Raw genomic sequence first — 19,971 nt, 5'->3', positions numbered from 1 at the left:
AGCGGCCGGCCTGTCCGCCAGGTGCGGAGCGGCCGGTAAATGCCCGCTGCAAAACGCGACGGGCTACAGAGACTTGCGCAGGTTGACTGCCGGGATCTTGAGCGCCTCACGGTATTTCGCAACGGTACGACGTGCGACCACGAAGCCCTGTTCCGCCAGCAGTTCGGCTATGCGACTGTCTGAAAGAGGCGATTTCGGGTTTTCCGCTCCTATCAGTTGTTTGATCAGCGCTCGAATGGCCGTGGAGGAGGCCGCGCCGCCGGTGTCTGTCGAAACGTGCGAGCCGAAAAAGTACTTGAATTCCAGCGTCCCGAATGGGGTCAGCATGTATTTACCGGTTGTCACACGCGAGACAGTCGACTCGTGTAGGTCCAGCGTATCAGCTATTTCCCGCAAAACCAAGGGGCGCATGGCGATTTCGCCATGCACAAAAAAGCTCTTTTGACGCTCGACGATAGCCTGCGCAACTCGCAGGATCGTCTCGAATCGCTGCTGGATGTTTTTGATCAGCCAGCGTGCTTCCTGAAGTTGCTGGCGCAACGAACCGCTGCCCGGATCGCCGCGGTTATTGCGCAGAATATTCGCGTACAGATGGTTGATGCGCAGCTTCGGCACCACCTCGGGATTCAGTTCCGCTTGCCAGCCCTGTGCTGTTTTGCGCACCATGATGTCGGGCACCACGTAGTCCGCTTCGGCCTTGCCGTAGGCGGCGCCCGGAAAGGGTTCGAGCGAACGGATGAGCACGTGCGCATCACGCAGTTCGTCGTCGCTGGCCTTCAGGTGCTTGCGCAAGCGCGTGAAATCGCGCGCGGCAAGCAGCTCCAGGTAATGGCCGACAATGTCTAGCGCGAGTGTGCGCGTGGGCGATGGATCGAGCCGCAGCAATTGCAGCTTCAGACATTCGGACGCGGACCGCGCGCCGACTCCCGGCGGGTCGAAGCTATGCAGCAGCGCAAGCGCAGCATTCAGTTCGTCGACATCGACTTCGAGTTCTTCGGGCAGGTCAGCCAGCACTTCTTCGAGCGTCGCGGCGAGATAGCCGTCGTCGTCGAGCGATTCGATCAGGAACGTGATGAGCGCGCGGTCGCGCGGGCTCGCCTGGGTGACGCGCAGTTGCGCCATCAGGTGATCTCGCAGCGACGTGCTCGATTCGTGGATTTGCAGGGGAGGCAGGTCGTCGTCGTCTGACGCGTTGCCGGATCGGCCGTAGTCGTCGAGGTTCCACTGCGACGAATCGCCGCCGCCGTCGCCGCCGAGGCCGTTGTATTCGTCGACACTCTGAGGTTCGCCGCTTTCGGCGCGCTCGCCGGAGCTCTCGGGCGACGCCGAGCCGTTGCCGGCCATCGGATCGACCGGCGCTGAGGAGCCTGGCGTCTGGGCGATCACGGAACCGTCGGCCGCCACTCGCAACGGGCTCGCTATCCACTCGTCTTCGTTTTCCAGGAGCGGATTCTGCGAGATCGCCATGGCGACTTCCTGCTGCAATTCGAGCGTCGACAGCTGCAGCAGCCGGATGGACTGTTGCAGTTGCGGCGTCAGCGCAAGATGCTGCGATAGGCGGAGTTGGAGGCTGGCTTTCATGGCAAGTTGAGATTCATTGTAGAGAGTTTGCCACGACCGCGATACCTTGCGGCACTCGCAATTTGCAGATACGCCCAATCGGCGCGCGGCGCCAGCCTGCGCCGCCTGAAAACGGGATGTGCGGGTGCCGCAAAAACGGCGTCCCCGGCCCCGCGAGCTTGCGGCACGGGGGACGCCGTGCGTGCTTACATGCGGAAGTGCTCGCCCAGATAGACGCGTCGCACGCTCTCGTTTTCGATGATGTCGCTGGGCGCACCGGCGGCCAGCACGCTGCCGTCGCTGATGATGTACGCGTGGTCGCAGATGCCGAGCGTTTCGCGCACGTTGTGGTCGGTAATCAGGACGCCGATATTGCGCTGCTTCAGAAACTTGACGATCTTCTGGATTTCCAGAACCGCGATCGGATCGACGCCGGCAAACGGCTCGTCGAGCAGAATGAAGCTCGGGTTGGTTGCCAGCGCGCGCGCAATTTCAACCCGGCGACGCTCGCCGCCGGACAGCGACAGCGCCGGATTTTCACGCAGATGCGCGATCTGCAGTTCGTCGAGCAGCGCTTCGGTGCGTGATGTAATCGCCTCTTTGCTGAGGCGCTTGCCGTTTTCCTCGTGCTGCAGTTCCAGCACCGCGCGAATATTCTGCTCGACGCTTAGCTTACGGAACACCGACGCTTCCTGCGGCAGATACGACAGGCCGAGCGACGCGCGTTTATGAATGGGCAGCAGGCTGATCGATTTGCCGTCGAGATCGATTTCGCCGGCATCGAGAGGCACGAGGCCGACGATCATGTAGAACGACGTGGTTTTGCCGGCGCCGTTCGGGCCGAGCAGACCGACCACCTCCCCGCTCTTCACGTCGAGCGACACGTCCTTGACGACCGTGCGCGACCCATAGCGCTTCTTCAGATTGCGCACGACCAGCGAGCTGCTGGTGCCGGCCGGCTTGCGGTGGGGGAGGGGCGCGATGGTGCTGCTGATGGTGCTCACTCGTTCGGCACTCCCTGGATCGAGTTGGACGGCGTGAGCGCGGCCGACGCGCCGGTCAGCGGCGCGGCGCCGGCGTTGCGGGGTGTCAGCATCGCGCGCACGCGCCCGGTCGGGTTGCCCGGACCGGCGACGTCCTTGCCCGCCTTCGCGGTATAGAAGTCATTCTGGCCGTCGTAGGTGATTACGCTGCCGTGCACCTGGTCGAGCAGCGTCGTCATGCTCTGCAGGCGGCGCACAGTCGCGTTGGTGGTCAGCGTGGTCAGATCCCGCTTGCCGTCGTAGTCGATACGGACGGCCGTACCTTCGATGTATTCGTCGAGCCCTTCGCGCTTCTGGCGGAAATACGACAGATTGCTGCCGCTGGAGGTGCCGGTCGCGAACTGGTAGCCCTGCGGGTCTTGCGACACTTCGACGCGATCGGCCTTGATCAGGATGGTCCCTTTGGTCGCGACCACGTGGCCGGTAAAGACGCTGACCTGCCGCAGGTCGTCATAAGTCATGTTGTCCGCTTCGATGTTTAGCGGCTTGTCCTTGTCGGCGCGGTCTGCGTGCGCGAGCGGCGCGAAGCCGACGAGCGGCAGCGCGACGACGAGCGCAGCGAGTCCGGCGCGGCACGCGGACAGCGCGCGCGAGCGGCCGGTATCAAAACGGAGGAACGATTGGTTCATGCAGTCACGCCTGGAATGGATTACCCGGTATGCGCTGGATCAGTGGCCGGAATCGGACGCGGCGATTGCGCCTCTTACATTGCCGAACAGCTGCATAAACCGGGTGACATTGTTGTATTTCATGCCGCTGGCAGTCATCACCGACATGCCGCGCTGAAGTTTAACTGGCTTTTCAGTCTCGATCACATCGTCGTTGACGAGGACCCTGAAATGCTCGGAATCGGCTTGCATCTGCGGATCGCCACCACCGGGCGCGCGCAGGATGCGCGCATTCTCGTACAGATTGACGATCGAAGCGTCGGCGTTGACCGTGCCGGTGTCGCCGGTCGCGGTGACGATCGGCTTGCCGGGCTGGAACGCGCGCATCGCCGGCTTGACGAGATCGCTCATTTCGTCGTCCTCATAGTGGATCAACGACTGTGCGGTCAGCCGGTACTGCGTCGTGCCCGACTGGTCGAGTTCGGACACGGAGAAGTTGTCGGCGAAGTAGTCCGGCGTGTGCTCCTTCGGGCGGATCTCGTTGTCGGTCTTGCGCGGCATGGTGGCTTGCAGCAGCCACCACGTGATGCCGGCGAGCGCCGCCATTGCGATGAGCGGGATCAGCGAAGTCAGGCGAAACTGGTTCATCCCACGAGACCTCGTTGCTCGCCGCTACACGCCGCCGCAAGCAGTGCTTCATATTTGTGCTGTGCGCGCAGCAGCGTGTCGCACACTTCGCGCGCCGCGCCGTGGCCGCCGCGCGCCTCGCTGACCCAGTGCGCGCGCGCGATCACCTCGGGATGCGAATTAGCCGGCGCGGCCGCAAAGCCGACGCGCAGCATCACCGCGAGATCGACCCAGTCGTCGCCCATGTAGCCGCAGTCCTCGGCGGTGAGGCCGGTTTGCTGCAGCAGGTCGGCGAATGCCGCCGGCTTGTCCTGCACGCCCTGGTACACGTGCGCGATGTTCATTTCTTTCACCCGCGCCGCCACGATGCCCGACTTGCGCCCGGTGATGATCGCCGTTTCGATGCCTGCCTGGCGCAACAGCTTCATGCCGTGGCCGTCCATCGAGTTGAAGCCTTTCATCGTGTCGCCTTCCGCGGTGAACAGCAGGCCGCCGTCGGTCAGCACGCCATCGACGTCGAAAATCATCAGCTTCACGCGGCTTGCGCGTTCAGTAGCGGTAGGAGGGGCAACGGCCATCAGATCACCTTCTTCGAAAACAGGTCGTGCATGTTGAGCGCGCCGATCAGCGTGCCCTTTTCGTCGACGACCAGCATCTGATTGATGCGATAGCGCTCCATGAGTTCCACGGCTTCGACCGCGAGATGGTCTGGACCGATCGTACGCGGGCCGGCGGTCATGACCGAGGCAATCGGCAATTGACGGAAATCGCCGTCGCGTTCAAGCACGCGGCGCAGGTCGCCGTCCGTGAAGATGCCCGTCACACGGCCCTCGCGGTCGACGATCGCGGTCATGCCCATGCGCTTGGCCGTCAGCTGAAAGAGGGCATCGCGAACGGTCGCCTCGGGTGTGACCTGCGGCAACTGGTCGCCGGTGCGCATGACGTCGCGCACGTAGGTCAGCAGGCGCCGGCCGAGCGCGCCACCGGGATGCGAGCGAGCGAAGTCGTCACGGCCGAAGCCGCGCGCGTCGAGCACCGCGACCGCAAGCGCGTCGCCGAGCGCGAGCGCGGCGGTAGTGCTGGCGGTGGGCGCGAGATTCATCGGGCAGGCTTCCTTCGCGACGCCGGAATTCAGATGCACATCGGCGAGCCGCGCGAGGCTGGAGCCCGGGCGGCCCGTCATCGCGATCAGCTTTGCGCCGATCCGCTTGATGAGCGGCAGGATCGCCATCAACTCTTCGGTTTCGCCGGAATTGGATAGCGCGAGGAAGACGTCGTCGGCGGTGACCATGCCGAGGTCGCCATGACTCGCTTCCGCGGGATGCACGAAGAACGCGGGCGTGCCGGTGCTCGCCAGCGTGGCCGCGAGCTTGCGGGCTATGTGGCCGGACTTGCCGATGCCGGAGACAACCACGCGTCCACGGCAACTCAGGATGTGATCGACCGCACCGACGAAATCGCCGTCGAGCTGGTCGCGAAGCGCGCGCACAGCGTCCGCTTCGATATCGAGCACGTCACGCGCAAGCGCGAGTGCCCTGTCGCCATTGATTTTCGCTATCATGCGCGGAGTATAGCAAAGGCGCCTGTTCGCCGCGCCGGGCCTACAGCGCTGAGCCAGCGCTGGGCCGCTGTCCGCATCGGCCTGTCGAGAATCCCATTTTCGGCCGCTTTGCCGCTCTTTAGCGGCTTTTTGCCGGCCCCATCAACCAAGTCGCACGGCGTTCTCGTGCGTGATTCCGCTGACGAACGAGGACGCTTCACCCATGCGTTTTTGCCGATGATTTCCCCGCTCGAAATGACGCTGTTTCTGCTGCTGGCATCGGTAGTGGGCGTGGTGATCTTTCGCTTCCTGAATCTGCCGCCGATGCTCGGCTACCTGACGGTCGGCATCGTCGTCGGGCCGCATGCGCTCGGACTGGTTCCCGATTCGGGGGGCGCGCAGAATCTCGCTGAATTCGGCGTCGTATTCCTGATGTTCTCGATCGGACTCGAGTTTTCGCTCGCCAAGCTGCGCACGATGCACCGGCTCGTATTCGGACTCGGCTTGCTGCAGGTGCTCGGCACTGTCGCGGTGGCGGTATCGCTCGGGTTCGTGCTCGAGCGCTGGGTGCATATCACCTGGCAGGCGTGTATCGCACTCGGCGGCGCGCTGGCGATGTCATCGACGGCGATCGTCAGCAAGATGCTCGCGGAGCGGCTCGAAATCGAAACCGAGCACGGCCGCAATATCTTCGGCGTGCTGCTGTTTCAGGATCTGGCGGTCGTGCCGCTCTTGATCATCATTTCGGCGCTCGGCGGCCGCTCGGAGAATCTGGTCAGCGCGCTCGGCGTCGCGGCGATCAAGATCGTCGTGGCGCTCGCGCTGCTCCTGATCGTCGGGCAGAGCGTCATGACGCGCTGGTTCAACGTGGTCGCGCGGCGCCGCTCGCAGGAGCTGTTCGTCCTCAATCTGCTGCTGGTGACGCTCGGCGCCGCGTTCATCACCGACAAATTCGGGCTGTCGCTCGCGCTCGGCGCGTTCATCGCCGGCATGCTGATCGCCGAGACGCCGTACCGGCATCAGGTGGAGGAGGACATCAAGCCGTTTCGCGACGTGCTGCTCGGGCTCTTCTTCGTGACGACCGGCATGCTGCTCAACCCGCGCGTGATCTGGGAGCATCCGCTCGTCGTGCTGGCCTTTTTCATCGGCCCCGTGCTGCTGAAGGCGGTGATGATCACCGGCCTCGCGCGGCTTTTCGGCGCGACGCCCGGCGTCGCGATGCGCACCGGCATCGGTCTCGCGCAGGCGGGCGAGTTCGGCTTCGTGCTGCTGAACCTGATTCTCGACCGGCATCTGGTCGACGCGACGCTGTTGCAGGCGATTCTCGCCTCGATGCTGCTATCGATGCTCGCCGCGCCGTTCATGATCCAGAACGCGGACCGCGTCGTGCTGCGGCTTTCGTCGACCGAATGGATGATGCAGTCGTTGCAGATGACGCGCATCGCCACGCAAAGCCTCAAGCAGAGCGGCCATGTGATCATCTGCGGCTATGGCCGCGCCGGGCAGAACCTCGCGCGCATGCTCGAGCACGAAGGGCTCTCCTATGTCGCGCTCGACCTCGATCCCGACCGTGTCGCGGCGGCCGCGGCGGCCGGCGAATCGGTCGTGTTCGGCGACGCGGGTCGGCGCGAGTCGCTGCTGGCCGCGGGCTTGCATCGCGCCGGCGCGATCGCGATCACGTACGCGAACACGCCGTCGGCGATGCGGGTGCTGCACAACATTCACGACATGGAGCCGACGCTGCCGGTGATCGTGCGCACCGTCGACGACGCCGATCTGGAGAAACTGCTCGCCGCCGGCGCGACGGAGGTGATTCCGGAGATCGTCGAGGGCAGCCTGATGCTCGCGTCGCACACGCTCGTCGTGATGGGCGTGCCGATGCGGCGCGTGGTGCGGCGTGTCGAGGAGATGCGCGACGAACGCTACTCGCTGCTGCGCGGCTATTTCCACGGCGCCGACGACATCGACGACGACGACGGCCATGAGCAGGTGCGGCTACAATCGGTGCCGGTCGACGAGAGCGCCGACGCGGTGGGCCGCACGCTCGCCGAACTGGGTCTGTTCGAACTCGGCGTCGAAGTGACCGCGATCCGCCGGCACGGAATCCGCGGTGTCGAACCGGACCCGTCGACGAAACTGCGCGCGAGCGACATCGTGGTGCTGCGCGGTCTGCCCGAGCAACTGGCGCAAGCCGAGGAGCTGCTGTCGAAGCATCGCCGCGCCGCCGCGGCCTGAGCCCTGACGCGGGCCCGTTCTGCCGGGCGGCTCTGATTCAAGCTTTTCACCGGACCTGTCGAGGTCCATCCGGAGACATCATGTCCAACGCGCTCGCGAGCGCGCCGCTCGATGCGGCCGACTACATCAGAAGTCACATTCGCACGGTGCCCGACTGGCCGCAGCCGGGTGTGCAGTTCCGCGACATCACGCCGCTGCTGCGTGAGCCGAAGTCGCTGCGCGTGATGATCGACCTGTTCGTGCAGCGCTATATCGACGCGAAGCTCGACTACATCGCCGGGCTCGATGCGCGCGGCTTCATCATCGGGCCGATCGTCGCGCATGAGCTGAGTCTCGGCTTCATCCCGATCCGCAAGGCGGGCAAGCTGCCGTACAAGCGGATCTCGCAATCGTATGAACTGGAATACGGTACCGCGACTGTCGAGATTCACGAGGATGCGTGCGAGCCGGGCGACCGCGTCGTGATCATCGACGATCTGATCGCGACCGGCGGCACGATGATGGCCGGCAAACTGCTGCTCGAGCGGCTCGGCGCGGTCGTCGTGGAAGGCGCGGCGATCGTCGATCTGCCCGAGCTGGGCGGCTCGAAGCTGCTGGCCGACGGCGGCCTGCCGCTCTATACGGTGACGAGTTTCGACGGTCATTGAGCCGGGACGTCCTACGGCGCGGCGCAAGCTTTTGCGCTGTACGAGCAGCAAAAGTCCAACCCAAAGATCACAACCATGCCCAACTTCCTGCTGTTCCTCGCCACCTCGATCGCGATCACCGTGGCGCCCGGCCCGGACAATCTGCAGGTGCTCGCGCGTGGCATCTCGCAGGGCCGCGCGGCCGGCCTCGTCGCCGCACTCGGGTTCGCCGCCGGCATCACGTTTCACACGACGCTCGCCGCGCTCGGCGTCGCCGCGTTGCTGCGTTCGTCGCCGTTCGCATTCGAAGTGATCAAGCTCGCGGGCGCCGCATATCTGGTGTGGATCGGCGTCAAGGCCTTGCGCAGCCAGGGGCTCGCGACCGCGCACGAGCGTGCGCCGCAGCCGCTTGCAACGGTGTTTCGCCAGAGCGTGCTCGGCAATCTGATGAACCCGAAGGTCACGCTGTTCTTCGTCGTGTTCCTGCCGCAGTTCGTGCAGCCGCACGGCGCGCAAAGCGTGACCGTGCAGATGCTGGAACTCGGCGCGTTGTTCATGTTGCAGACCGTCGTCGTGTTTTCGCTGTTCGGCGTGTGCGCGGGGATCATCGGCGGCTGGCTCAGACGGCGGCCGCGTGTGGGCGCGTGGCTCGATCGCGCGGCCGGCGCGACGTTCATCGCGATCGGGATTCGCGTCGCATTGCGCGACTGAAAGGTATCCCGCAACACACCTGCTAGTGCTTTACCCCGCTTCGCCGCGACGGCGGACAGTCTGGAGTTTTCGATGACATTGCCTTGCATCACCGCCGCGCGCCGCTTCGACGCGACCGCCCATCGGCCGTTTCTGATCGGCGTCGAACAGGTCGGCTGGATTCGCGAACGCGACGTGCAGCAGCTCGCGCGTTGGCCCGACGTGTTCGAGATTGCGAACGGCGGCGTGACGCTCGCCGCGAGGTTCGATACCGTCGATCTGCGCAGCGCGGCGCTTGCTTCCGTGATCGGCGCGCTGGCCGCCGATGGCTGCATCCCCGGCTGGCGCAATGAAACCTATGCTATCCGCAACGCGTTCGACGCAACGCCGCTCGCCTATATCGAGCGCGCGGCGTCGCGCTTCTTCGGCACGATGACCTACGCGGTGCATCTGAACGGCGTCGTAGAATACGCGCATGGCGGCGCGCCCTTTGGCGGGCCCCCGCAATTGTGGATCGCGCGCCGTAGCGACACGAAAGCGACAGATCCCGGCATGCTCGACAATGTCGTTGCGGGCGGGATCGGCTGGGGCTTGGGCATCGCCGAGACGATCGTGAAGGAATGCTGGGAAGAAGCGGGCATTCCGGCGGAGATCGCCGCGAGCGCGGTGGCGGGCCGCACCGCGCACGTGTTGCAATCGCTGCCGGAAGGCACGCAGGCCGAGCAGATTTTCATCTACGACCTCGCGCTGCCCGCCGACTTCGCGCCGCACAACCAGGACGGCGAAGTGGGTGAACACCGGCTCGCACGCATCGACGAAGTCGCGCGCTGGATCGAGGAGGGCGCGCTGACCGTCGATGCCAGCCTCGCGACGCTCGATTGCCTGCTGCGCCGCCGCTGGATCGACGAGGACGCGTGCGCGGGCATCGACGCGCTGTTCGCGCCGCCGCCGCTGGGCTAGCCCGGGCTGTCCCCGCAGCCGGTACACACTGGAACAAACCACGCATTGAAGAAGGGAGTCACCGAGGTCATGTCGACCGATCACAGCTTTATCCTCAAACTGTCGTGCGCCGACCGGCCCGGCATCGTTCACGCCGTGTCGGGCTTTCTGTTCGAACGTGGCAGCAATATTCTCGACTCCGCGCAGTTCGGCGACAGCGGCACCGGCGAGTTCTTCATGCGCGTGCATTTTCAGCAGGTGGGTGGCGATCCGGGCCTCGACGCCCTGCGCGCATCGTTCGTGACGCTCGCCGAACAGTTCGGCATGAGCTGGGAGTTGCACGACGCGAGCGTGAAGCCGCGCGTCGTGATCATGGTGTCGAAGATCGGTCACTGCTTGAACGATCTGCTGTTCCGCTATCGCACCGGTCAGCTCAATATCGAGATCCCGGCGATCATCTCCAACCACAAGGAGTTCTACCAGCTCGCCGCGAGCTACGACATCCCGTTCCATCATTTCCCGCTGCTCGGCGGCACGCCGGATGCGAAAGCCGCACAGGAAGCGCGCGTGCTCGAAGTGATCAACGAGCACCAGGCCGACCTCGTGGTGCTCGCGCGCTACATGCAGATCCTGTCGCCGAAACTGTGCGAGGCGCTGGCCGGCCGCGCGATCAACATCCATCACTCGTTCCTGCCGAGCTTCAAGGGCGCGAAGCCGTATTACCAGGCATTCGATCGCGGCGTGAAGCTGATCGGCGCGACCGCTCACTACGTGACGACCGATCTCGACGAAGGTCCGATCATCGAGCAGGAAGTCGAGCGCGTGGACCACAGCATGACGCCGGATCAACTGACGGCGATCGGCCGCGACGTCGAGTGCGTGACGCTCGCGCGCGCGGTGAAGTGGCACGTCGAGCATCGCGTCGTGCTGAACGGCAGCAAGACGGTCGTGTTCCGCTAAAAGCCGCGCCGGAAAGCTGCGTTACGAGCGCGCCGCCGCGCCGCCCGTGCTTCTCGCGAGATTCGCGTTTTGCGCGGAACGGCGGCGCCCATTCGGCCTGTTCAGTCAGATCAGCGGGTCCGTGAGGTTCGGCACGGCCACCGCAATCCCCACCGCACCGATCAGAATCCGCTCTCCAGGAGCGAGGATGCGCCGCGTTTCAGCCGGAGCGTGAACGACCTGCGCGAGGCAGAGCGCTAGTGAGTGCTGACTCTTTGCTGCCCGGCTTCCACCCCCTCACACCAACCGCAAATAAATCAGCTCCCGCTTGATATATGCATAAAAGATCGGCGCCGCGATCACCCCGGCGACGCCGAACGCCGCTTCCATGACCAGCATCGCGATCAGTAGCTCCCATGCGCGCGCCTCGATCTGACCACCGACGATCCGCGCATTCAGGAAGTATTCGAGCTTGTGAATCAGGATCAGGAACACGAGCGACATCATCGCCGCCGCGAAACTCACCGACAGCGCGACCGCGACGATGATCGTGTTCGAGATCAGATTGCCGATCACCGGCAGCAGACCCACGATGAACGTGACGAGCACCAGCGTCTTCGACAGCGGCAGCCGGTCGTGAAAGACCGGCAGGATCACAAGCAGGAAGATCGCCGTGAACACCGCATTGAGCGCGGAGATCTTCACCTGCGCGAACACGATTCGGCGAAACGCGTCGGCAAAGCGCGTGACGCGCGTGACGAACGCGGTGGACAGCGGCAGCCGCTGGGTATGTTTCTGCGCGCCGACCGCGATGATCGCGCCGATGATCATGCCGATCAGGACGTGCGTGAACGTGCGCGCCGCGGTCGTGCCGCCTTGCTGCAGCATGTTCGCGTGGGTGTGCATCAGTTCCGCGGCCTTCGTCTTCATCTGCTCGGTGTCGACCGGCAGGGAGTTCGCGATGAATTGGGGAATCCTGCCACGCGCCTGGTCGATTAGCTGCATCGCCTGATCGAGCAGCGCCTGCACGCTCGGCACGTCACTCTCGAAATGCGAGATGATGCCGAGCGTAAGACCCGTCAGCGCGCCGACGATCACCGTGGACAGGATCACCACCGCGAGCCAGCGCGCCCGCTTGCTCGACATGTGACGTTCGATGCGCGGGGCGATCGTATGCACGAGCTGAAACACCAGCATTCCGGCGAGCAGCGCGCCGAGCAGCTTCAGTTCGATGACCGCCCACATGCCGAACAGCATCACCGCATAGCTGCCGATTTCGACCGCCGACAGCTTCGGCAGGCTCATGTCGCTGGTCAGCCTGACCGGGCGCGGGCGCAGGTCCTGCACCCGTTCGTCTTCGCGCGCCTGATTACGCTTGGTCATGGCTTATTCCGTCTCCAACTTCAGTTGTGCAGCGTTACTTTACGCTGGCGGTGCGCTTGAGCAGCGGCGCCAGGTACTTGCCGGTAAAGCTTGCCTTCGACTTCGCGATCTGCTCAGGCGTACCTTGCGCGATGATCTGGCCGCCGCCGGCGCCGCCTTCGGGACCGAGATCGATGACCCAGTCCGCAGTCTTAATTACATCCAGATTATGTTCGATGATCACGACGGTATTACCCTGGTCGCGCAACCGGTGAATGACTTCCAGCAGCAGCGCGATATCGTGAAAGTGCAGCCCGGTGGTCGGTTCGTCAAGAATGTACAGCGTGCGACCGGTATCGCGCTTGCTCAGTTCCAGCGACAGTTTCACGCGCTGCGCCTCGCCGCCCGATAGCGTGGTGGCCGACTGGCCCAGGCGGATATAGCCGAGGCCCACGTCCAGCAAGGTTTTCAGCTTGCGCGCGACGACCGGCACGGCCTTGAAGAACTCATACGCGTGTTCGACCGTCATGTCGAGCACTTCGCTGATGTTGCTGCCTTTGTACTGGATGTCGAGCGTTTCGCGGTTGTAGCGCTTGCCGTGGCAGACATCGCACGGCACGTACACGTCGGGCAGGAAGTGCATTTCGACCTTCAGCACGCCGTCGCCCTGGCACGATTCGCAGCGGCCGCCCTTCACGTTGAACGAGAAGCGGCCCGGATCGTAGCCGCGCTCCTTGGCGGCCGGCACACCCGCGAACAGTTCGCGGATCGGCGTAAAGAGTCCGGTGTAGGTCGCCGGATTCGAGCGCGGCGTGCGGCCGATCGGCGACTGGTCGACGTTGATGACCTTGTCGAAGTGCTCGAGGCCCTCGATCGACTCGTACGGCGCCGGCTCCGTAGCCGAGCCGTACAGATGGTGCGCGACCGCGTGATACAGCGTGTCGTTGATCAGCGTCGACTTGCCCGAGCCGGACACGCCGGTCACGCAGGTCAGCAGACCCACCGGCAGATCGAGCGTCACGTGGTGCAGATTGTTGCCGTGCGCCTCGACGATGCGCAGGCGCCGCTCGTCGGGCTCCTTGCGCTCGTCGGGAAATTCGATCGTGCGCGCGCCCGACATGTACTGGCCGGTCAGCGACGCCGCGTTCCGTTGCACCTCTTTGGGCGTGCCTTCGGCGATCACCATGCCGCCGTGCTCGCCCGCGCCGGGGCCCATGTCGACCACGTAGTCGGCCATGCGGATCATGTCCTCGTCGTGCTCGACGACGATCACCGAGTTGCCGAGGTCGCGCAGATGCTTGAGCGTCGAGATCAGCCGGTCGTTGTCGCGCTGATGCAGACCGATCGACGGTTCGTCGAGCACGTACATCACACCGGTGAGCCCCGAGCCGATCTGCGAGGCGAGGCGAATGCGCTGCGCTTCGCCGCCAGAGAGCGTTTCCGCGCTGCGTTCGAGCGACAGGTAATCGAGCCCGACGTTATTGAGGAACATCAGACGCGCGACGATTTCCTTCACGACCTTGTCGGCGATCTCGCGCTTCGAGCCTTCGAGGCGCAGGGTCTGGAAGTAGCCGAGCGCGTCGCGCAACGGCCAGCCGCTGATCTCGAAGATGCCACGCGCGTCGCTGTCCGCTCCGATACGCACGAAGCGGGCTTCACGACGCAGCCGCGTGCCCGCGCACGCCGGGCATGGCTGGTTGTTCTGATACTTGGCGAGCTCTTCGCGCACCGCGGACGAATCGGTCTCGCGATAGCGCCGCTCCAGATTCGGGATGATCCCTTCGAACACGTGCTCGCGCACCGACGTGCGGCCGCGCTCGTTGATGTACGAGAACGGAATCTCCTGCTTGCCCGAACCGTACAGCAGGATCTTGCGGACTTTCTCCGGCAGGTCTTCGAACGCGGTGTCGATGTCGAAGTCGTAGAACGCCGCGAGGCTCTGCAGCATCTGGAAGTAGAACTGGTTGCGCCGGTCCCAGCCCTTCACCGCGCCCGCGGCGAGCGACAGCGACGGATGCGCGACCACCCGCTTCGGATCGAAGAACGTGATCTGGCCGAGGCCGTCGCATTCGGGGCACGCGCCCATCGGATTGTTGAACGAAAACAGGCGCGGCTCGAGTTCCGGCAGCGAATAGGAGCAGATCGGGCAGGCGAACTTCGAGCTGAACAGGTGCTCCTTGTCCGTGTCCATTTCGAGCGCGATCGCGCGGCCGTCGGCGAGACGCAGCGCCGTTTCGAACGACTCGGCGAGGCGCTGCTTCATGTCCGGGCGCACGCGCAGACGGTCGATCACGACGTCGATCGTGTGCTTGTCGTTTTTCTTCAGCTTCGGCAGCGAGTCGACTTCGTAGATTTTCGCGGCGCCTTCGTTGGCGGTGCCGCCGCCCGAGCGCACGCGAAAGCGGATGAAGCCTTGCGCCTGCATGTCCTCGAACAGATCCGTGTGCTCGCCCTTGCGATCGGAGACGACGGGCGCGAGGATCATCAGGCGGGTCTCCTCGGGCAGCGCGAGCGCCGCGTCGACCATTTGCGACACGCTTTGCGCTTCGAGTGGAATCTCGTGATCGGGGCAGTAGGGCGTGCCCACCCGCGCGAACAGCAGCCGCAGATAGTCGTGGATTTCGGTGACGGTGCCGACCGTCGAGCGCGGATTGTGCGAAGTCGCCTTCTGTTCGATCGAGATGGCGGGCGACAGACCTTCGATCAGGTCGACGTCCGGTTTTTCCATCAACTGCAGAAACTGCCGCGCGTAGGCGGACAGACTCTCGACGTAGCGCCGCTGTCCTTCCGCATATAGCGTATCGAACGCCAGCGACGATTTGCCGGAGCCCGAAAGCCCCGTGATGACGACGAGCTTGTGACGCGGTAGGTCGAGGTTGACGTTCTTCAGGTTGTGGGTGCGAGCCCCACGAATACGGATTTGTTCCACGGATCTATTCCATGAACTGCGGAAAGGGAGACAGGCCAAACCTGCTACTATAACGACTTTTCCAGACCGCCGTTACGGCTTCCTGACAGCGGAAACGAGGCGCGGGGGCAGGTCCGGGGTGAGCTGCAAAGCGGCGCTTTCGCGCTGCTTGTGCCGGCAGCCAAAGCTGTCCCCACGGGCTCTCCGCCCGGTTCATTCAAACAACGCTTCGATGTCCAATCCGTCCGCCATCTCCACACGCATGAGCGCGCCCGAATTGCGCGCGACCGTATCGCTTGCCGCCATCTTCGCGCTGCGCATGCTGGGTCTCTTCATGATCATGCCGGTGTTCTCGATCTACGCGAAGACCATCCCCGGCGGCGAGAACGTGCTGCTCGTCGGGATCGCGCTCGGCGCGTACGGCGTCACGCAGTCGATGCTCTACATCTTCTACGGCTGGATTTCCGACAAGATCGGCCGCAAGCCGGTGATCGCCACGGGCCTGCTGATCTTCGCGATCGGCAGCTTCGTCGCGGCGGCCGCGCACGACATGACGTGGATCATCGTTGGCCGGGTGATTCAGGGGATGGGCGCAGTATCGTCGGCGGTGATCGCGTTTATCGCCGATCTGACCGCGGAGGAGCATCGCACCAAGGCGATGGCGATGGTCGGCGGCAGCATCGGCGTGTCGTTCGCGGTGGCCATCGTCGGCGCGCCGATCGTGTTCCACTGGCTCGGCATGAGCGGGCTCTTCACGCTGGTCGGCGTCTTCGCGATTCTGGCGATCGGCGTCGTGCTGTGGGTCGTGCCCGACGCGCCGAAGCCTGTGCACGTGCGCGCCCCGTTCGCCGAAGTGCTGCACAACGTCGAGCTGCTGCGTTTGAATTTCGGCGTGCTCGTGCTGCACGCGACGCAAACCGCGCTGTTTCTGGTGGTGCCGCGCATTCTCGAGGCGGGCGGGCTGCCGGTCGCGTCGCACTGGAAGGTATATCTGCCGGTGATGGGGCTGTCGTTCGTGATGATGGTGCCGGCGATTATCGCCGCCGAGAAGCGCGGCAAGATGAAGATCGTGTTGCTGTCGGCGATCGCCCTTATCCTGATCGGCCAGTTGTTATTGGGCGTTGCTCCGCATACGATTCTGAGTGTGGCGGCGATTCTGTTCGTGTACTTTCTCGGCTTCAATATTCTCGAAGCCTCGCAGCCGTCGCTGGTGTCGAAGCTCGCGCCCGGCACGCGCAAAGGAGCCGCGGCCGGCGTGTACAACACCACGCAGTCGATCGGTCTTGCGCTGGGCGGGATGATCGGCGGCTGGCTGCTGAAGGTGAACGGCCAGAGCGCGGTATTCTTCGCCTGCTCCGGGCTGGTATTTTGCTGGCTTATAATCGCCGCCAAGATGAAACAGCCGCCGCGCAAGGCATAGCACAGCGTACTCGGGGCACGGTCCCGAATCATCCAGAACTCACCCGGCGGCGGGCAGAGGCGCTCTTCTGGTCTCGGGCCTGCCGGGCGTGAGACGCGAACCGCGTAGTGCCGCGCCGCCCGCAACAGGAATCAACAGGAGAAACTCATGGCATCCGTGAACAAGGTCATTCTGGTCGGCAATCTCGGCGCCGATCCGGAAGTCCGCTATCTTCCGAGCGGCGACGCAGTGGCGAACATCCGCCTGGCGACGACGGACCGCTACAAGGACAAGGCGTCGGGCGAGATGAAGGAGGCCACCGAGTGGCACCGCGTCGCGTTTTTCGGCCGCCTCGCGGAAATCGTGTCGGAATATCTGAAGAAGGGCTCGTCGGTGTACCTCGAAGGACGCATCCGCACGCGCAAGTGGCAGGCACAGGACGGCACCGATCGCTACTCGACCGAGATCGTCGCGGAGCAGATGCAGATGCTCGGCGGCCGTGGCGGCGCGTCGATGGGTGGCGGCGATGAAGGCGGCTATAGCCGTGGCGAGCCGTCGGAGCGTAGCGGCGGCGGTGGTCGCGCGATGTCGCCGGCTGGCGGCTCGCGTGGCGGCAGCGGCGGTGGCGGCGCGAGCCGTCCGAGCGCCCCGGCTGGCGGTGGGTTCGACGAAATGGACGACGATATTCCGTTCTGATCCTCGCGGCTCAATGCCGACCCGGCCAGCTTCCCGCTGATCGGCACATCAGGAAAGGCCCGCTCTCAAGAACGCGGGCCTTTCTGTTTTTTGGGCCTTTTCCCGTCTCACGCGCGGAGCGTTCTTCAAAAGCTCAACGCCTCAAATGCTCCAACGTCTCCCGCAACGGCATACTCGAAATCACGATCGGCCCGGTAAACGGCGAATCCAGGTCGACGATCACATAAATCGCCGACGCAATCGACAGCGCGCCGAGCAATATCGTCACTAGCGCCAATGCATTGCGCGGCGCGATCAACCCGAAGCTCAGAAAAATCACGCCTAGCCAGAACGTCAGCGTCTTGAAGAACGGCCGCGAAATCGAGCTGTGCGCTTCCTCGATGAGCTTCCAGCGCGCATCGATGACGCGCCGGTACTGCGTCAACGCGTCATCGAGCGAACGTTGCTGCAATGAATCCTGCGTCCGCAGTTGCCGCAATTGCTGGCCCACCGCGGTCAGCATGTCGCCAAGCCGCACGCTTTCGAGTTGCCGCGGATTGTCCGGCCCGCGAAGGTCGCGCGGATAGTCGCCGCTCGGCGCGGGCTCCCGCGGCCACGTCGATGCGATCGCCGCCGCGGTGTACTGGCGCAACAGGCGCCGCGATTCGTCGGCCGCGCTGCCAAGCTCGCGCAGCGTCGTGTCGAATTCGATCAGCTCGGCCGCATAGGTGCGCATATCGTTCGACGCGGTATCGAAGCTCGCTTTCGCCGATGCCGTCATCAAACCCAGCACCAGCGCCGCGAACGTCACCAGCATGCCGATCACGAGTTGTACGAGCTGCACGGTCTCGTGCGCCTTGTGCTCCTCCGGCAGCAGCGGCCGCACCCCGACGCCGACGGCAGTAGCGATCAGCAGCAGCGCGAACACGAGTACGGCCGAAACGATTTCCGACATGCGAACGCTCCGGGCAGAAAGGGGCTTCGAGGCATTATTGATTTAACGCAAGCGGCGCACGCGATCAACCATAAAGTTTTGGTGGGACGCGCCGTTGTTCCTCAATGCGGTGTTTGCTTAATTTTCAGCCAGGTTGCGGACCGGGCCAATCGGCGTGGGCGCAGCATGCGCGGCCGGCACCATCGGCCGGGCAACCCATGGAGACCAGTTCGATGTTGAAAAATCTGTCGATTCGCACCAGCCTGACCCTGATGATCGTGTCTTTCGGCATCGTGCTGCTGCTCGGCGCGGCCGCGGGATTGTTGTCGCTGCGCTCGTCGAACGCGTCGCTGCAACAGATGTACACGGTCGACACCCCAGCCGTTGCCGACCTCGAAGGCAGCTCTGGCCAGTTGCTGCGCCTGCGGCTCGCGCTCGCGACGTACGCGTCGCTCGTCGCGCTGAACGATCAGGACGGCGCGAACGCCGTGCTCAAGCGCTTCGATCAGTACCGCAAAGCCTCCGACGAGCGGCTCGCCAACTATCTGAGCCATGCGGGCACGGCTGCCGCCGAACAGCGCCTGATCGCCGATATGGAGCACCAGCGCGACGCGTTCCTGCACGATGGCGTCGAGCCGGCGCTCGCCGCGCTGAAGTCGGGCGACACCAACGCATTCCAGCAATTGCAGGCGCACAAGCTGCCGTCGTTGTACAGCGCATACGAGAAGGCCATGCTCGCGCTCGAGCAGTTGCAGCTCGATCACGGCGCGCGGCGCTATAAGGATGCACAAGACCTGTTCTACGCCATCAGCACGACGGTGGCGATCGGCATGGTGTTGTCGCTGATCGGCGGCTTGCTCGCCCGCTTCGTGCTCGTGCGTTCGATCGTCACGCCGGTGGATGCGACGATCGCGCAGTTCGAGCGTATCGCGAACGGCGACCTGAGCGGCCGCGTCGAACTGCACGGCGACAACGAAATGGGCCGCCTCGCAGCCGCGCTGCGTAAGATGCAGGAGTCGCTGATCGCGACGGTGAACGCAGTTCTTCGAGGCACCGAATCGATCGATACCGGCGTGAGCGAGATCGCGGCCGGCAATGCCGACCTGTCGCAGCGCACGGAGGAACAGGCCGCGGCGCTGGAGCAAACGGCCGCGAGCATCGGGGAACTGACCTCGACGGTCAAGCAGACGGCCGACAACGCGAAAGAGGCGAGTTCGCTCGCGCAGGGCGCCTCGACACTGGCCGCGCGGGGCGGCGAGCTGACCGGGCAGGTGGTCGGCACGATGCACGGCATCGTCGACGATTCGCGGCGGATCGCCGATATCGTCGGCGTGATCGAGGGGATCGCGTTCCAGACCAACATCCTCGCGCTCAATGCCGCAGTCGAAGCAGCGCGCGCGGGCGAGCAGGGACGCGGCTTCGCGGTCGTCGCGAGCGAAGTGCGCTCGCTCGCGCAGCGCAGCGCGGCGGCGGCCAAGGAAATCAAGGGCTTGATCGAGGCGTCGACCACCCGCGTGGAGCAGGGCGCCCAGCTCGTCGAGCGCTCGGGCTCGACGATGAACGATATCGTCGGCGCGATCGCGCGCGTCAGTTCGATCATGGGCGAAATCGCGGCGGCGGCGCTCGAACAAAGCACCGGCATCGATCAGGTCAATCGCGCGGTTGGTCAGATGGACGAAGTCACGCAGCAGAATGCGGCGCTCGTCGAGCAGGCGGCCGCGGCGGCGAGCTCGCTGGAAGATCAGGCGCGGCGCCTGTCGGCGGCGGTGGCGGTGTTCCGGACCGGGAGCGAGTCGCGTGGCGGTGCTGCGGCGCGCGGCGCGAAGCTGGCGCGCGTGGCCGGTGAGCGGCGAGTGGATGGCGAGTTTGCCGCGGCGTGACGCGAG

17 protein-coding genes are annotated in these 19,971 nt (G+C 64.6%); 8 read left to right on the top strand and 9 right to left on the bottom strand.

Translation table 11 applies throughout. From position 1 onward, the window contains the following. Nucleotides 1-63 precede the first annotated feature (63 nt). The 6 genes from LJ655_RS20500 to kdsD form a co-directional block, all read right to left on the bottom strand. Nucleotides 64-1,581, bottom strand: coding sequence for an RNA polymerase factor sigma-54 (locus LJ655_RS20500; protein ID WP_230563050.1), 1,518 nt, complete (start codon nt 1,579-1,581; stop codon nt 64-66). Nucleotides 1,582-1,766: 185 nt separating this feature from the next. Beyond that, nucleotides 1,767-2,543, bottom strand: coding sequence for an LPS export ABC transporter ATP-binding protein (lptB, locus tag LJ655_RS20495; RefSeq protein WP_230563146.1), 777 nt, complete (start codon nt 2,541-2,543; stop codon nt 1,767-1,769). Nucleotides 2,544-2,560: 17 nt separating this feature from the next. After that, the gene (lptA, locus tag LJ655_RS20490) at nt 2,561-3,232 is read right to left on the bottom strand and encodes a lipopolysaccharide transport periplasmic protein LptA (protein ID WP_230563049.1); all 672 of its coding nucleotides are present in this window, start codon (nt 3,230-3,232) and stop codon (nt 2,561-2,563) included. 39 nt (nt 3,233-3,271) lie between these two features. Further along, nucleotides 3,272-3,859: an LPS export ABC transporter periplasmic protein LptC gene (gene lptC, locus LJ655_RS20485; RefSeq protein WP_230563048.1), complete on the bottom strand. Its 588-nt coding sequence runs from the start codon at nt 3,857-3,859 to the stop codon at nt 3,272-3,274. Continuing rightward, entirely contained in the window at nt 3,856-4,416 is a 561-nt protein-coding gene (locus LJ655_RS20480) for a KdsC family phosphatase (RefSeq protein WP_230563047.1), read from the bottom strand. The genes lptC and LJ655_RS20480 overlap by 4 nt, the downstream gene beginning before the upstream one ends. Further along, nucleotides 4,416-5,399, bottom strand: a complete 984-nt coding sequence (kdsD, locus tag LJ655_RS20475) for an arabinose 5-phosphate isomerase KdsD (RefSeq protein ID WP_230563046.1) — start codon at nt 5,397-5,399, stop codon at nt 4,416-4,418. The genes LJ655_RS20480 and kdsD overlap by 1 nt, the downstream gene beginning before the upstream one ends. A gap of 216 nt (nt 5,400-5,615) precedes the next feature. Here kdsD and LJ655_RS20470 point away from each other — a divergent pair, with 216 nt between their 5' ends. The 5 genes from LJ655_RS20470 to purU all read left to right on the top strand — a co-directional run bounded on the left by LJ655_RS20470 (nt 5,616) and on the right by purU (nt 10,828). Next, nucleotides 5,616-7,613, top strand: coding sequence for a monovalent cation:proton antiporter family protein (locus tag LJ655_RS20470; RefSeq protein ID WP_230563145.1), 1,998 nt, complete (start codon nt 5,616-5,618; stop codon nt 7,611-7,613). 80 nt (nt 7,614-7,693) lie between these two features. Next, complete coding sequence (locus LJ655_RS20465; RefSeq protein ID WP_230563045.1) at nt 7,694-8,260, top strand: adenine phosphoribosyltransferase; 567 nt, start codon at nt 7,694-7,696, stop codon at nt 8,258-8,260. A 75-nt stretch (nt 8,261-8,335) separates the two neighbouring features. Then, entirely contained in the window at nt 8,336-8,950 is a 615-nt protein-coding gene (locus LJ655_RS20460) for a LysE family translocator (protein WP_230563044.1), read from the top strand. 72 nt (nt 8,951-9,022) lie between these two features. Then, nucleotides 9,023-9,889, top strand: coding sequence for an NUDIX hydrolase (locus LJ655_RS20455; RefSeq protein ID WP_230563043.1), 867 nt, complete (start codon nt 9,023-9,025; stop codon nt 9,887-9,889). 69 nt (nt 9,890-9,958) lie between these two features. Then, nucleotides 9,959-10,828: a formyltetrahydrofolate deformylase gene (purU, locus tag LJ655_RS20450; RefSeq protein ID WP_230563042.1), complete on the top strand. Its 870-nt coding sequence runs from the start codon at nt 9,959-9,961 to the stop codon at nt 10,826-10,828. A gap of 276 nt (nt 10,829-11,104) precedes the next feature. On the opposite strand, the gene LJ655_RS20445 is transcribed toward purU, so the two are convergent. Further along, entirely contained in the window at nt 11,105-12,190 is a 1,086-nt protein-coding gene (locus tag LJ655_RS20445; RefSeq protein ID WP_230563041.1) for an AI-2E family transporter, read from the bottom strand. A gap of 34 nt (nt 12,191-12,224) precedes the next feature. After that, nucleotides 12,225-15,098, bottom strand: coding sequence for an excinuclease ABC subunit UvrA (gene uvrA, locus LJ655_RS20440; protein WP_230563040.1), 2,874 nt, complete (start codon nt 15,096-15,098; stop codon nt 12,225-12,227). A 211-nt stretch (nt 15,099-15,309) separates the two neighbouring features. Here uvrA and LJ655_RS20435 point away from each other — a divergent pair, with 211 nt between their 5' ends. Both LJ655_RS20435 and LJ655_RS20430 read left to right on the top strand, forming a co-directional pair. Beyond that, nucleotides 15,310-16,497, top strand: coding sequence for an MFS transporter (locus LJ655_RS20435; RefSeq protein ID WP_230563039.1), 1,188 nt, complete (start codon nt 15,310-15,312; stop codon nt 16,495-16,497). A 147-nt stretch (nt 16,498-16,644) separates the two neighbouring features. Next, nucleotides 16,645-17,172, top strand: coding sequence for a single-stranded DNA-binding protein (locus LJ655_RS20430; protein WP_230563038.1), 528 nt, complete (start codon nt 16,645-16,647; stop codon nt 17,170-17,172). 133 nt (nt 17,173-17,305) lie between these two features. Here the strand turns inward: LJ655_RS20430 and LJ655_RS20425 are convergent, their stop codons facing one another. Next, nucleotides 17,306-18,106: a bestrophin-like domain gene (locus LJ655_RS20425; protein ID WP_230563037.1), complete on the bottom strand. Its 801-nt coding sequence runs from the start codon at nt 18,104-18,106 to the stop codon at nt 17,306-17,308. A gap of 212 nt (nt 18,107-18,318) precedes the next feature. Between LJ655_RS20425 and LJ655_RS20420 the strand changes: the two genes are divergently transcribed. Beyond that, nucleotides 18,319-19,965, top strand: a complete 1,647-nt coding sequence (locus LJ655_RS20420; RefSeq protein ID WP_230563036.1) for a methyl-accepting chemotaxis protein — start codon at nt 18,319-18,321, stop codon at nt 19,963-19,965. The last annotated feature ends 6 nt before the right edge of the window (nt 19,966-19,971 follow it).

This window comes from Paraburkholderia translucens (assembly GCF_020881035.1).
In the GTDB taxonomy this organism is placed as follows: Bacteria; Pseudomonadota; Gammaproteobacteria; order Burkholderiales; family Burkholderiaceae; genus Paraburkholderia; species Paraburkholderia translucens.
The sequence above is the reverse complement of the archived record's forward strand: the minus strand, read 5'-3'. Positions and strand labels throughout refer to the sequence as shown.